This is a genomic window from Enterococcus gallinarum NBRC 100675, from assembly GCF_001544275.1.
GTDB lineage: Bacteria > Bacillota > Bacilli > Lactobacillales > Enterococcaceae > Enterococcus_D > Enterococcus_D gallinarum.
The window spans coordinates 39,589-53,261 of record NZ_BCQE01000004.1 but is presented as its reverse complement, the minus strand read 5'-3'; the positions used below and the strand labels follow the sequence as shown (position 1 = coordinate 53,261).

The 13,673-nt window shown below is 41.3% G+C and carries 13 protein-coding genes; all 13 read left to right on the top strand.

Annotated features, from left to right (window positions below; translation table 11 throughout):
* Positions 1 to 42 precede the first annotated feature (42 nt).
* The 13 genes from gatC to EG2_RS02420 all read left to right on the top strand — a co-directional run bounded on the left by gatC (position 43) and on the right by EG2_RS02420 (position 13,669).
* Complete coding sequence (gene gatC, locus EG2_RS02480) at positions 43 to 348, top strand: Asp-tRNA(Asn)/Glu-tRNA(Gln) amidotransferase subunit GatC (protein WP_003126448.1); 306 nt, start codon at positions 43 to 45, stop codon at positions 346 to 348.
* Complete coding sequence (gatA, locus tag EG2_RS02475; protein WP_060813315.1) at positions 348 to 1,820, top strand: Asp-tRNA(Asn)/Glu-tRNA(Gln) amidotransferase subunit GatA; 1,473 nt, start codon at positions 348 to 350, stop codon at positions 1,818 to 1,820. The genes gatC and gatA overlap by 1 nt, the downstream gene beginning before the upstream one ends.
* A complete protein-coding gene (gene gatB / locus EG2_RS02470; RefSeq protein ID WP_003126451.1) occupies positions 1,817 to 3,247 on the top strand; it encodes an Asp-tRNA(Asn)/Glu-tRNA(Gln) amidotransferase subunit GatB in 1,431 nt (476 codons plus the stop codon). The genes gatA and gatB overlap by 4 nt, the downstream gene beginning before the upstream one ends.
* 10 nt (positions 3,248 to 3,257) lie before the next feature.
* Positions 3,258 to 4,292: a diacylglycerol kinase gene (locus EG2_RS02465; RefSeq protein ID WP_003126452.1), complete on the top strand. Its 1,035-nt coding sequence runs from the start codon at positions 3,258 to 3,260 to the stop codon at positions 4,290 to 4,292.
* A 376-nt stretch (positions 4,293 to 4,668) separates the two neighbouring features.
* Positions 4,669 to 4,968: a YlaN family protein gene (locus EG2_RS02460; protein WP_003126453.1), complete on the top strand. Its 300-nt coding sequence runs from the start codon at positions 4,669 to 4,671 to the stop codon at positions 4,966 to 4,968.
* A 2-nt stretch (positions 4,969 to 4,970) separates the two neighbouring features.
* Positions 4,971 to 6,134, top strand: a complete 1,164-nt coding sequence (locus EG2_RS02455; RefSeq protein WP_060813314.1) for an FtsW/RodA/SpoVE family cell cycle protein — start codon at positions 4,971 to 4,973, stop codon at positions 6,132 to 6,134.
* A gap of 21 nt (positions 6,135 to 6,155) precedes the next feature.
* Positions 6,156 to 9,584: a pyruvate carboxylase gene (locus tag EG2_RS02450; protein ID WP_060813313.1), complete on the top strand. Its 3,429-nt coding sequence runs from the start codon at positions 6,156 to 6,158 to the stop codon at positions 9,582 to 9,584.
* 16 nt (positions 9,585 to 9,600) lie between these two features.
* A complete protein-coding gene (locus tag EG2_RS02445) occupies positions 9,601 to 10,731 on the top strand; it encodes a CAP-associated domain-containing protein (protein WP_060813435.1) in 1,131 nt (376 codons plus the stop codon).
* Complete coding sequence (locus EG2_RS02440; RefSeq protein WP_060813312.1) at positions 10,721 to 11,164, top strand: YlbF family regulator; 444 nt, start codon at positions 10,721 to 10,723, stop codon at positions 11,162 to 11,164. Before EG2_RS02445 ends, EG2_RS02440 begins: the two co-directional genes overlap by 11 nt.
* Complete coding sequence (locus tag EG2_RS02435; protein ID WP_003126468.1) at positions 11,136 to 11,483, top strand: YlbG family protein; 348 nt, start codon at positions 11,136 to 11,138, stop codon at positions 11,481 to 11,483. Before EG2_RS02440 ends, EG2_RS02435 begins: the two co-directional genes overlap by 29 nt.
* 102 nt (positions 11,484 to 11,585) lie before the next feature.
* On the top strand, positions 11,586 to 12,140 hold the full coding sequence (gene rsmD / locus EG2_RS02430; protein ID WP_060813311.1) for a 16S rRNA (guanine(966)-N(2))-methyltransferase RsmD: 555 nt from the start codon (positions 11,586 to 11,588) through the stop codon (positions 12,138 to 12,140).
* 1 nt (position 12,141) lies between these two features.
* The gene (gene coaD, locus EG2_RS02425) at positions 12,142 to 12,636 is read left to right on the top strand and encodes a pantetheine-phosphate adenylyltransferase (RefSeq protein ID WP_060813310.1); all 495 of its coding nucleotides are present in this window, start codon (positions 12,142 to 12,144) and stop codon (positions 12,634 to 12,636) included.
* A complete protein-coding gene (locus EG2_RS02420) occupies positions 12,626 to 13,669 on the top strand; it encodes a SepM family pheromone-processing serine protease (RefSeq protein ID WP_082709499.1) in 1,044 nt (347 codons plus the stop codon). Before coaD ends, EG2_RS02420 begins: the two co-directional genes overlap by 11 nt.
* Positions 13,670 to 13,673: the final 4 nt, after the last annotated feature.

Here is a 13,673-nt window from a genome sequence, read left to right as displayed (position 1 = left end):
ACGTAAACGTATTTTTATGGATGCGAGAAAGAGGAGGATTTTATGGCGATAAGCGAAGAACAAGTCAAACACGTTGCCAAGCTAGCAAAATTATCATTCTCAGATGATGAATTACATGAGTTTACCTCTCAGCTAGGAAAAATTATTGATATGGTAGAAACCTTAGAGGAAGTAGACACAGAAGGTGTGCCATTTACATCAAACGTTGCTGAAACAATCAATGTGATGCGTGAAGATATTGCAGCAGAAGGCTGGAACCGACAAGAATTGATGCGTAATGTGCCGGAATCAGAAGATGGTTTCATTAAAGTACCAGCAATTATTGATAATGGGGAGGCCGGTGCGTAATGACAGAATTAGTAAGTAAAAGTTTGGAAGAGCTCCATGGCATGCTTGTTGCCAAAGAAATTTCAGCTGTCGATTTGACAGCAGAGACATTCGAGCAAATCAAAGCGACTGAACCAAAAGTGGATTCTTTTATTACATTAAACGAGTCAAACGCGATGGCATTAGCTAAAGCAATTGATGAGAAGGGTATTTCTGAAAGCAATGTTTTGGCAGGGATTCCGATCGGGATCAAAGACAATATCGTGACCAAAGACCTACTGACTACAGCTGCATCTAAGATCTTGGCTAACTTTGAACCAATATATGATGCAACTGTTATGGAAAAAGTCTACCAAGCAGACATGATACCAGTCGGTAAATTGAACATGGATGAATTTGCCATGGGAGCAAGTACGGAAACTTCCTACTTCAAAAAAACAAAGAATGCGTGGGATCATACCAAAGTTCCTGGCGGTTCTTCTGGTGGTTCTGCAGCTGCAGTAGCTGCTGGGCAAGTACCAGTCTCATTAGGGAGCGACACGGGTGGTTCGATCCGGCAGCCTGCTTCTTTCAATGGAATCGTAGGAATGAAACCAACATATGGTCGTGTTTCACGTTTTGGTCTGATTGCGTTTGCTTCTTCATTGGATCAAATCGGACCAATGACTCGTTCAGTAAAAGATAATGCACTGGCATTGTCTGCCATTAGTGGATTTGACGCCAAAGACAGCACTTCTGCTGGAGTAGCAGTACCAGATTTTGCTGCAGGGTTAACTGGCGATATCAAAGGCATGAAAGTTGCGCTGCCAAAAGAATACATGGGTGAGGGGATTCAACCTGGTGTCCGTGAAGCTGTGTTGAAAGCGGCAGAAACATTCCGAGCATTAGGAGCAACAGTCGAAGAAGTCAGCTTGCCTCATTCTAAATATGGCGTTTCCGTTTATTATATTATTGCTTCTTCTGAAGCAAGCTCCAACTTGCAACGTTTTGACGGAATCCGTTATGGCTACCGTTCAGAAAACGTAAAAAATCTAGACGATGTGTATGTCAATTCTCGTAGTGAAGGATTCGGAGAAGAAGTAAAACGCCGAATCATGTTAGGGACATTCTCATTAAGTTCTGGATATTATGATGCTTACTTCAAAAAGGCTGGACAAGTCCGTACATTGATCAAACAAGATTTTGACAAAGTATTTGCTGATTACGATTTGATTATTGGTCCTGCATCACCAACCGTTGCTTTTGGTCTAGGTGAAAACATCAATGATCCAATCACAATGTACATGAATGATATCTTAACGATTCCAGTTAATTTAGCTGGATTGCCAGGTATGTCTGTACCAGCAGGATTTTCCGAAGGATTACCAGTCGGTTTGCAAATCATTGGTAAACATTTTGATGAAGCAACGATGTATCAAGCGGCTTATGCGTTTGAACAAGCAACTGATTTTCATACGAAAAAACCAGTGATTTTAGGAGGGAATAATGCATGAACTTCGAAACAGTCATTGGGCTTGAAGTCCACGTAGAATTAAAAACCAACTCAAAAATCTTTTCACCGGCGCCAGCACATTTTGGTGCCGAGCCAAATAGCAATACGAATGTGATTGACTGGGGTTATCCAGGGGTATTACCGGTGATGAATAAAGCTGCGTTAGAATTTGGGATGAAAGCAGCACTAGCGTTAAACTGTGAAATTTCCAAAGATACTCATTTCGACCGCAAAAACTATTTCTATCCGGATAATCCGAAAGCCTATCAAATTTCTCAATTTGACCAACCAATCGGCCATGATGGTTGGATCGAGATCGAAGTAGCAGGCAAAAAGAAAAAAATCCGTATCGAACGGGTTCATCTTGAAGAAGATGCTGGGAAAAATATGCATGGCATCGGCGGCTATTCTTATGTGGATTTAAATCGTCAGGGCACGCCGTTGATCGAGATCGTTTCTGAAGCAGATATGCGTTCGCCAGAAGAAGCCTATGCTTATTTGGAAGCTTTGCGCTCTATCATCCAATTTACAGAAGTATCTGATGTGAAGATGGAAGAAGGATCCATGCGTTGTGATGCCAATATCTCTTTACGTCCTTATGGTCAAGAAGCTTTTGGTACCAAAACCGAATTGAAAAACCTAAACTCTATGTCCTTTGTCAAAAAAGGCTTGGCTTTCGAAGAAAAACGCCAAGCAAAAGTATTGCTTTCTGGCGGTGAGATCCAACAAGAAACACGTCGTTTCGATGAAACCACTAATAAGACAATCTTGATGCGGGTCAAAGAAGGATCATCTGATTACCGCTATTTCCCAGAACCAGATATTCCTAAATTTGTTATTGATGACGAATGGATCGAACGAGTACGGCAAACATTGCCAGAACTTCCACAAAAACGCCGCCAACGGTACATCAACGAACTTGGATTGCCAGAATACGACGCAATGGTCTTGACACTGACCAAAGAAATGTCCGACTTCTTTGAAGCAACCATCGATGCTGGGGCAGAGCCAAAACAAGCATCAAACTGGTTGATGGGTGAAGTTTCGGCCTACTTGAACAGTGAAAAATTGGAATTAGAAGAAACCAAATTAACGCCGGATAATCTTGCAGGAATGATCCAACTGATTGCTGATGGAACGATCAGTTCTAAGATTGCGAAAAAAGTCTTTAAAGAATTGATCACCAATGGTGGCGATGCAAAAGAAGTTGTCAAAGCGAAAGGATTGATCCAACTATCCGATCCAGCACAACTACTACCAATGATCAATGAAGTCTTGGATAAGAATCAACAATCTGTTGATGACTTCAAGAACGGAAAAGACCGGGCAGTTGGGTTCTTGGTTGGTCAAATCATGAAAGCAACTAAAGGACAAGCGAACCCTGGCGTTGTGAACAAATTACTTCAAGAAGAATTAGCAAAACGATAAGAGGCGGAATATGAAAAGAGCCAGAGTCATTTATAATCCAACATCAGGAAAAGAACTGATTCGTAAACATCTTGCCGATATATTAGAAGTCTTAGAGAAAGCCGGTTATGAAGCCAGTGCTTTTGCGACGACTGCTCTCCCATTCTCTGCTCGCGATGAAGCGAGTAGGGCAGGGAGAGCCGGATTTGATCTGGTTGTTGCAGCCGGAGGCGACGGAACCATTAATGAGGTAGTTAATGGTATCGCTCCGTTAAAAAAGCGCCCCAAAATGGCGATCATCCCAGGCGGAACAACCAATGATTATGCTCGTGCATTGAAGATTCCTAGAAACGATGTGAAGGCTGCGGCAGAAGTCATTCTCAAGGAACAAACGATCAAAATGGATATTGGAAAAACTGATCGGGATTATTTTATCAATATCGCTGCAGGTGGACACCTGACTGAGTTGACCTATGATGTTCCTTCAGAGTTGAAGAGTGTGTTCGGTTATTTGGCTTATCTTGCAAAAGGCGCAGAATTGTTGCCGCGAGTCAAACCAATCAAGATGCACTTTAAATATGACGATGGAGAATATATTGGCGGCGCTTCGATGTTCTTCCTAGGATTGACGAATTCAGTGGGAGGTTTTGAACAAATCGCCCCGGATGCGAAACTTGACGATGGGAAATTTTCGCTGATCATAGTGAAAACGGCAAATATTTTTGAGATCGTTCATCTGATTGCATTGATGATGAACGGTGGCAAACATATCAATGACCGACGCTTGATCTATACAAAAACGTCTCGTTTGGAAGTCGATGCGCCAGATGCAAAAGATCGTTTGATGATCAATTTAGATGGTGAATACGGCGGCGATGCCCCGATGATCTTTACCAACTTGCATAATCATATTGAATTTTTTGCGAACTTAGATCAAATTCCAGATGACGCAGTTGTTGGGGAATCTTACGAAGAACTTAGTCAGGGCTTCATCAAAGAAGTCGAACGGTTATCAGATGAGGACATCAACGGTGATGGCTTTATCGGTGAAAAGCAAAAACAGTAGTAATCAAAAGAACATGAAGCTGCGCGCTTCCTGTTCTTTTTTTCGAAAGGAAAAAAGGACATGTGGACAATTCCACTTCTTTTTTTCAATAAAGGCTGCTGAATCAATCTTTTATCTTTTTCCTCATTAAGAGAATCGTAAAGATTGTTTCACAACAGGATTATGTTTCACATTTTACAAGGCAAAGCGGAACCAAATAAAACAGAAAAAAACGAATGAAAATACTTCATTTTTTTATATCAGTCGCCAATTCGCTTTTTTTGTTAGCAAAAAAATTTTTATGTTCGTTATTTGCGGCTGAATTTATGACATCCTACTGTGCCAAATCGGTATAGAATATGCTATAATAATGAAACTAAGAAATGGGGGGACCAGAATGGCGCAGATTGATTCAGAAATGGCATTGAATCTGCTTTTAGAGGATGCCGAACGAATCAAACGATTGATTCGCAATCAAGAAAATAGTTTGTGTATTGCTCAGTGTAAAGCATTCGAGGAAGTCGTTGACACACAAATGTATGGCTTATCACGACAAGTCGCTTTCGCAACACGCTTGGGTATTGTAGACAATGCTGCTGGCCAACAATTGATGGCAGATCTGGAAAAAGACCTAAATCAATTGTATAGCGAAGTATATGAAGAACAAAAATCTACTGAAATTGGCAAGGAGGCATAATCTTGCCAGAAAAAGTTAAAAAAAGACACCTTTTAGACTATAGCATTTTAATACCTTACCTTATTTTATGCGTAACTGGTTTGATGATGGTTTACAGTTCGACCTCATATGTCGCAATGACAGCAAAGCCACCGACTACTTCAGCAGCTTATGTGATTAATCAAGCCGTTTTTTGGGTGGTAAGTTTGATTATGATCACGATCATGTACAAGATGAAAACTGATGTCTTTCGCAATAAGAAATTTGTTCAAATTGCCATGATCGTTATTTTCTTTCTTTTGATCGCCGCCTTTTTCTTCCAAAAAAGGAATGGTGCATGGGGCTGGCTTTCGATTGCAGGATTCTCTGTTCAGCCAGCGGAGTACTTAAAGTTTATTATCATTTGGTTCTTGTCGGTCACATTTTCTTATCGACAAGATGGCATCCAGCAAGACTTCTGGGGTTCTGTGAGAAGACCAATGGCGATCGTATTGGCTTATACGGTGATTTTGGCCTTTTATCCCGATTTCGGGAACGCTGTTATTATTTTTATGCTGGCTTTTGTCGTTTTACTAGCTAGCGGTCTCAATTATGTGTATACCTTGATATTAGGTGGGGCCACAGTTCTCTTTAGTTTTTTGGCGATTACCTTTGTCAATTTGACAGGTGGGAAATTTCTGCCTGAATATATCTACAATCGATTTGCCGCTTTCACCAATCCTTTTGCCGATGAATTTGATACAGGACATCAAATGGTCAATGGATACTATGCCATGTTCAATGGTGGATTATTTGGTCGCGGATTAGGAAATAGTATTCAAAAACGAGGCTTCTTGAATGAAGCCCATACCGATTATATTTTTTCAATCGTGATGGAAGAACTTGGCTTGATTCCCTCAATCATTTTGTTAGGGATTCTCTTTTATATGGTAGGAAGAATGTTTTTGATTGGAATTCGATCAAGAGATTCCTTTAATTCCATGATGTGTATTGGGATCGGGACATTATTTATGTCACAGATTTTTATCAATTTAGGTGGGATCACCGGCTTGATTCCGTTAACTGGGATCACTTTTCCTTTTTTGAGTCAAGGAGGATCAAGTTTGTTAATGTTGTCGATTTGTATCGGCTTTATTTTGAACATCAGTGCAGAAGAAAAGAGGAAACAATATAGTTTGAATTATTGATCAATGGAATGGAGTGGTATGATGAAAAAAGTATTAGTCGCTAATCGTGGAGAAATCGCGATTCGAGTTTTCCGTGCGTGTGCAGAGTTGGGCATCAAAACAGTGGGTATCTACGCTGCAGAAGATGAATATTCAGTCCATCGTTTTAAAGCGGATGAAGCGTATCTTGTCGGAAAAGGCAAGCGCCCCATTGAAGCCTATCTGGACATAGAAGATATTATTCGCACCGCGAAAAAGGCCGGTGCCGAAGCGATTCATCCCGGTTACGGATTTTTATCCGAGAATTTAGCGTTTGCGCAACGCTGTGAAGAAGAAGGCTTGATTTTTATTGGACCTTCGACACACCATCTGGATATCTTTGGCGATAAAATCAAAGCCAAAACAGCTGCAATCGAGGCTGGTATCCAATCCATTCCAGGTTCCGACGGACCCGTCAACACTATTGATGACGTTTTGCTGTTTGCTGAAACCCATGGTTATCCAATCATGATTAAAGCAGCCTTAGGCGGGGGTGGCCGCGGCATGCGGGTCGCTCACGATGAGAAAGAAGCCCGTGAAGGTTATGAACGAGCTAAAAGCGAAGCAAAAGCAGCATTTGGTAGTGACGAAGTCTATGTAGAGAAATACATCAGTAATCCAAAACATATCGAAGTGCAAATATTAGGGGACAGTCATGGCAATGTTGTTCATCTATTTGAAAGAGATTGTTCTGTCCAACGACGACACCAAAAAGTGGTGGAAGTTGCTCCATGTGTATCAATGAATGCTGCCCAACGAGAAAAAATTTGTCAAGCTGCGGTACAGTTGATGAAACATGTCAGGTATATCAATGCGGGAACAGTGGAGTTTTTGGTAGAAGGAGACAACTTTTACTTTATCGAAGTGAATCCTCGGGTTCAAGTGGAGCATACCATTACTGAAATGATCACTAACTTGGACATTGTAACGACACAAATTTTGATTGCCCAGGGGAAAGACTTGCACAAAGAAATCGGCATCCCTCAACAAGAGGATATCCATTTTGAAGGAGTTGCGATCCAATGCCGTGTAACGACAGAAGATCCTGCGAATAACTTTATGCCTGATACTGGGAAAATCGACACCTATCGTTCACCTGGTGGTTTTGGTGTTCGGTTAGATGTTGGTAATGCCTATGCTGGCGCCGTTGTAACTCCCTATTTTGATTCATTGCTGGTAAAAGTTTGTACCCATGCAGCGACATTTGATCAAGCGATTCAAAAAATGATGCGCTGCTTGAAAGAATTTCGGGTTCGTGGAGTCAAAACCAATATTCTCTTTATGCGTAATGTTGTTTCTCATCCGCAATTTCGGTCTGGCGAAGCGAAAACGACATTTATTGATAATACTCCTGAATTGTTTAAGTTTCCTCGCATTCGCGACCGCGGAAATAAAACAATGAAATATATCGGTGAGATTACGATCAATGGCTTTCCGGGAATCGAGAAACTGAAAAAACCATTTTATAATGATCCAAGAATCCCGCAACAGATCGAGACATTGCCTGATTTCGTATCGGCTAAAACCATTTTAGATACTCAAGGTGCTGATGGCGTCGTTCGTTGGATCAATCAGCAAAAAAATGTTTTGCTAACGGATACGACTTTCCGTGATGCGCATCAAAGCTTGCTAGCTACACGAGTTCGTACCCAGGACTTCAAGAAGATCGCTGCGTTGACAGAAGAGGGGATTCCTCAACTATTCTCCAGTGAAATGTGGGGCGGAGCAACGTTTGATGTTGCTTACCGTTTCTTGACAGAAGATCCATGGGAACGTCTGCGTATGTTTCGTAAGAAAATGCCGAACACATTGTTACAAATGCTGTTCCGAGGATCAAATGCGGTGGGATATTCAAATTATCCGGATAATGTGTTAGAAGAATTTATCAAAGAATCTGCTGCGCAAGGAATCGATGTCTTCCGAATTTTTGATAGCTTGAACTGGATTCCGCAAATGGAAAAAAGCATCCAAGCAGTAAGGGACGCAGGCAAAATTGCAGAAGCAGCGATCTGTTATACCGGAGATATCAATGATCCGACTCGTCAAAAATACTCGATCGATTATTATAAGGATATGGCTAAGGAGTTGCAAAATCTTGGTGCACATATCATTGCGATCAAGGATATGGCAGGATTGCTGAAACCACAAGCGGCGTATCGCTTGATCAGTGAATTGAAAGCGAGTATTGATGTACCAATTCATCTGCACACCCATGACACGAGTGGCAATGGCATCATCACTTACTCTGCCGCAACCAAAGCGGGTGTCGATATTGTCGATGTTGCTATGTCTGCAGTCAGTGGGGCAACTAGCCAGCCAAGTATGAGCAGTCTTTACTATGCGTTAGTCAACGGCGAACGTTGTCCAGAAATTAATGTCGATAATATCCAGCAGTTGAATCATTACTGGGAAGATGTGCGGATGTATTACCATCCTTTCGAGAATGGGTTGAATGCACCTCAGACAGAAGTGTATAAACACGAAATGCCTGGTGGTCAATATTCGAACCTGCAACAACAAGCAAAAGCAGTGGGACTTGGCGAAAAATGGGATGAAATCAAAGAAGTTTATCATGAAGTCAACATGATGTTCGGTGATATCGTCAAAGTCACGCCATCATCAAAAGTGGTTGGCGATATGGCTCTTTTCATGGTACAAAACGGGTTATCTGAACAAGACATTTATGATAAAGGTGAAACCTTAAGTTTTCCAGAATCAGTCGTTACTTTCTTCCAAGGTGAACTAGGTCAACCAGTCGGTGGTTTTCCAAAAGAATTACAACGGATCATTCTGAAAGGTCGTCCAGCATTCACAGAACGTCCTGGTGCGTTTGCTGAGCCAGTAGATTTTGGAAAAGTCAAAGCCGAATTAGCAGAAAAGATCGGCTATCAGCCTAAAACAGAAGAAGTATTGAGCTATTTGATGTATCCGCAAGTCTTTTTAGACTACCGAAAAGCATATGAACAGTTTGCCGACGTCAAGGTCCTAGATACACCAACATTCTTTAATGGGATGCGATTAGGTGAAACGATCAATGTTGAACTTGAAAAAGGGAAAATCTTGATCATCCGCTTGGATGAAATTGGCGAACCAGATATTGAAGGCAACCGCACGTTGTTCTTTAACTTGAACGGACAACGTCGGGAGATCTTAGTCAAAGATCATTCAATCATCAGCTCCGTTCAAACAAAACGCAAAGCTGAGCCAACAAATAAAGAACAAATTGGTGCAACGATGTCAGGTTCTGTTCTACAAGTATTAGTCAAAAAAGGGGATCGGGTAGCGAAAGGACAAACCGTTCTAGTAACTGAAGCGATGAAGATGGAAACAGCGATCGAAGCTCGTTTCTCAGGTGTGGTAGAACACGTCTATGTTGCAGAAGGTGAAGCCATCACATCAGGTGATTTGCTGATCGAAATCAAAGAGAAGTAGGAAGTAGGTCTTGAAGATGAAACGTAGAGGAATTTTATTTTGCTGCTTGTTTATTTTGGCGCTGGTCGTCGTCTATCTGCAGCCAGTATTTTTTCAGCGGGTTTCTCCTTCAAGACCTCTTTTTGATAATCCTGTAAAAGCGCCTACCAATTTGAATTATGAACCAATCAAAGCAGATGGCTTAGCAAAAGCGATCGGTGAACCTCTTTCTGATTTTGAAGAAGATTTTGGCGCGCCGATACGCACGTATCGTACAGGATATGACTTTGAAGTTCGCGTATATAATCACCTAGATGATCAACAATATCTCGAAATCAACACCGACGGCGAAAGTGTTCAGGCAATCAAAGTGATTGGTCAGGGCGGCGCATCCTTAGCCCCATTTTCGATTGGGATGACAATGACAGATCTTACAGAGCTCACGATGATCTATCCGAATTTTACATTGAGTCAAAATGATCGTTCAGTGAGTTTTGAACTTATGGAACAAGATATGAACTATCGTCCCTTAGTGGCGTTTGACAATGGCACCTTCGCAGTTTTGTTTTTTGATCAAACGACATCGGAATTAGCAGCAGTCACTTATCTGGATCAAACGACATTATTGAAGCTATCTCCTTATCAATTAACAGAAGGGGAGCTGACGCTGTTTCAAGAGTCTCAAACAGTGAACCAAGAAACAGCTGCTCTTGAAAAAGAAACGTTAGCTTTTGTGATCATCCAAAAAATGCGTGATCAAAAAGAGCTGGAAAGTTTTGGGATGGCTTTAGATACTCATAGTGAAGCCAAAGATCTCCTTCAAGAAATCACGGAGAATCTTTCGGATCACTTAACATCTCAACGGATTCATGCCTATCAAAAAGCATTGACAGCTGAGCGAACCAGCACCTTCACTCTGACCCAAGAAGAATGGCAGGATATCTTAAAGGAAAAGGAAATTTCAACCGTTTCTTCCATCTTTGAAGCACCTGTCTACGATCCGACATTTACGATTTTATCATGGTATAGTGATCCTTCGGTTTACAATGTTTTATCGAATCAAACCCCTGAGAAGATAGGAATTGCTTTTTCTAAAGCAAATATGGTAGTCTTAATCCAAGAAGATGAGAATGAACACACAGAGGATAGCACATCAGATGATTTATAATGACCATTTATATGCAATTGAAGACCAAATTGAACAATTAATTTCCAGTATCAAGAACAGTCAGTTGTTTCGCTCTTATTGTTACAATAAGAAGGCGATGTACCAAGACCAAGAAGTATTGGGATTAATTGATTCATTTGTACATAAAAAGACCGATTTTGAAAAAACAGCTGCTTATGGCACGTTTGCTCCCGGGTATAAAGAACAGCAGCGGGCATTACGCAAAGCCAAAAGGGCACTTGATTTGAACCCTCAAGTCGGAGAATTTCGACACAGTGAAAACCAGCTGCAAGTCTTGCTTGATGAGATCACAGTGTCGATTGCTGATTGTTTCTCAGAGGAAGTCAAAGTGGACGCTGGAAGTCCTTTTTTTCAATCGAAATCAACATGTGGAGGAAGTTGTCATGCAAGAGGAGACGAAAGAAACGTTTGAGATCCAAAAACGACGGGGATTGATCGTATGGGTCTATAGTTTACGCCAATTAAAAAATTTACGCAGATTCGGATTTGTCCATTACGTGTCACGCAAAATGAAATATGTGGTCATGTACTTGAATGAAGAAGACTATGAAATGAAAAAAAATAAAATCGAACAATTTCATTTCGTACGGCAAGTGGAACCTTCATATCGACCAGATGTTGAGATGAATTTTGCGGAAAAAATCGGCACTGACGCAGCATATCAAGTGAGTGACGATGGATTTGATGTGGAAGAAAAAAATACGACGATTCGACTGGCAGAAAATGTATAACAAAAGTTTGGGTGCCAATCGCACCCATTTTTGTTGCTCAAAAAGATGACGGTCGCTGGAATGCTTTTTTTAAGAAATTATGGAGCCATTGGAGGAACGCATATGCGTGTTGTTGCAGGAGATTATCGAGGAAGAAAATTGAAGAGCTTAAGCGGGGATAATACCCGACCAACCACCGATAAAGTGAAAGAATCGATTTTTAATATGATTGGTCCTTATTTGGATGGCGGCTTGGTATTGGATTTATTTGCGGGCAGTGGCGGATTAGCTATTGAAGCTGTTTCTCGCGGTGCCGCACATGCCGTCTGTGTCGATCGCAGTTATCCAGCGATTAAGATCATTCGAGAAAACATTGGCATCACAAAGGAGCCTGAAAAGTTTACTGTATTAAAAATGGACGCCAAACAAGCCCTAAAAGAATTTGCAGGCAATCAACAGCAGTTCGACTACATTTTTTTGGATCCTCCTTATGCGAAGCAAGAGCTGCTTTTGCAGCTGGAACAAATGGTACAAGCGGATCTTATGACAACTCATGCGGTCATTGTTTGTGAAACAGCAAAAGAAGTAGATATGCCAGAGAGAATTGGCACATTGGCCCAAAGTAGACGACAGGTTTATGGGATTACGGCAGTCACGATTTATAGAAATGAGGGATAAGATGAAGAAAATAGCATTATTTCCTGGCAGTTTCGACCCATTGACTGCTGGTCACGTAGATCTGATCGAACGGGGAGCGCCCCTTTTCGATGAATTGATCATTGGTGTCTTTGTGAATACTAGTAAAGTCAACTTCTTTACCGGTGGCGAAAAAGTGGAATTGATCACTGAGGCACTAGCGCATGTCCCGAATGTTCGCGTTGTTGCGCAAGAGACGGAATTGACCGTTACGGCTGCCAAAAAAATGGGTGCCCAATTTTTACTGCGAGGAATTCGAAGTGTCAAGGATTATGAGTACGAACGAGATATCATGGAAATGAATCACCACTTGGATCCGACGCTAGAAACAGTCTTTTTATTGGCAAATGCCAAATACAGTTATATTAGTTCAAGTATGCTAAAAGAAATTTTGCATTTCGGTGGCGATGTGAAAGCCTATTTACCACCAAATATTTACCAAGCAATCGTAAAGAAGCGTGATGCTCATGAATCTTAAATCAACCGTTAAATATACCTTATTACTTGTTGTAGCATTAGTAGTTGCCGCCTGTGCCTTTTTACCAATCCCTTATTATATTGAACAGCCTGGGGCAACGATCAATTTGAAAGAACTAATTACAGTCAATGACCAAAAAGATCAAAACGATGGCTCGTTTTCATTGACCAGTGTCGGTATTCGACAGGCAACCGTTTTTACTGCAATTGGCAGTAAATTTAATCAATTTCAAGACTTGGTTTCTGAAGAAGAACTTTTTGGCGGTGCAACGGATGAAGAGTACAATCGAATCCAACGTTACTACATGGAGTCCTCTCAAAATAGTGCCATTGAGCAAGCACTGAAGCTAGCAGATATTCCCTACACAATGAACTATAAAGGTGTTTATGTTATGGGTGTAGAATCCAACTCTAGCTTCAAAGGGAAAATTTCTGTTGGTGATACAGTAGTAGCTGTCAATGGGAAACGGTTTGACAACAGTCAAGATTTTATTGATTATGTCCAAAGTCAAAAAGTCGGTGATAAGATCCAAGTGACGTATCTCCAAGACGATGTAGAAAAAGAAGCAACCGGATCGCTGATTGAATTGCCATCGAATAAAAAAGCCGGCATCGGCATTTCGTTAGTTGACCATACGGAAATTAGTTCAGATCAAGATATTGTTATCGATGCAGGAAATATCGGTGGGCCATCAGCAGGCTTGATGTTCACGTTAGAAATCTACGAACAATTGACGCAGCAAAACCTGCGTAAAGGGCATAATATTGCCGGTACTGGGACGATTTCCAGTGACGGAACCGTTGGCCGCATTGGTGGTATCGATAAAAAAGTAGCAAGCGCAAGTGAAAGTGGTGTAGAAATCTTTTTTGCACCAGAGGATGAAATCACGAAGGAAGAAAAAGAAGTAGATCCTTCGATCAAAACAAATTATCAAGAAGCTTTAGCAGCTGCGAAGAAACTAGGGACTGACATGAAGATCGTACCAGTCTCAAATGTGCAAGACGCACTAGATTATCTCAAAACGCTTAAATAAAGAA

Bases quoted from the DNA above. Each gene is read 5' to 3' on its own strand.
- gatC (WP_003126448.1), top strand. From the start codon at position 43: ATGGCGATAAGCGAAGAACAAGTCAAACACGTTGCCAAGCTAGCAAAA.
- gatA (WP_060813315.1), top strand. From the start codon at position 348: ATGACAGAATTAGTAAGTAAAAGTTTGGAAGAGCTCCATGGCATGCTT.
- gatB (WP_003126451.1), top strand. From the start codon at position 1,817: ATGAACTTCGAAACAGTCATTGGGCTTGAAGTCCACGTAGAATTAAAA.
- EG2_RS02465 (WP_003126452.1), top strand. From the start codon at position 3,258: ATGAAAAGAGCCAGAGTCATTTATAATCCAACATCAGGAAAAGAACTG.
- EG2_RS02460 (WP_003126453.1), top strand. From the start codon at position 4,669: ATGGCGCAGATTGATTCAGAAATGGCATTGAATCTGCTTTTAGAGGAT.
- EG2_RS02450 (WP_060813313.1), top strand. From the start codon at position 6,156: ATGAAAAAAGTATTAGTCGCTAATCGTGGAGAAATCGCGATTCGAGTT.
- EG2_RS02445 (WP_060813435.1), top strand. From the start codon at position 9,601: ATGAAACGTAGAGGAATTTTATTTTGCTGCTTGTTTATTTTGGCGCTG.
- EG2_RS02440 (WP_060813312.1), top strand. From the start codon at position 10,721: ATGATTTATAATGACCATTTATATGCAATTGAAGACCAAATTGAACAA.
- EG2_RS02435 (WP_003126468.1), top strand. From the start codon at position 11,136: ATGCAAGAGGAGACGAAAGAAACGTTTGAGATCCAAAAACGACGGGGA.
- rsmD (WP_060813311.1), top strand. From the start codon at position 11,586: ATGCGTGTTGTTGCAGGAGATTATCGAGGAAGAAAATTGAAGAGCTTA.
- coaD (WP_060813310.1), top strand. From the start codon at position 12,142: ATGAAGAAAATAGCATTATTTCCTGGCAGTTTCGACCCATTGACTGCT.
- EG2_RS02420 (WP_082709499.1), top strand. From the start codon at position 12,626: ATGAATCTTAAATCAACCGTTAAATATACCTTATTACTTGTTGTAGCA.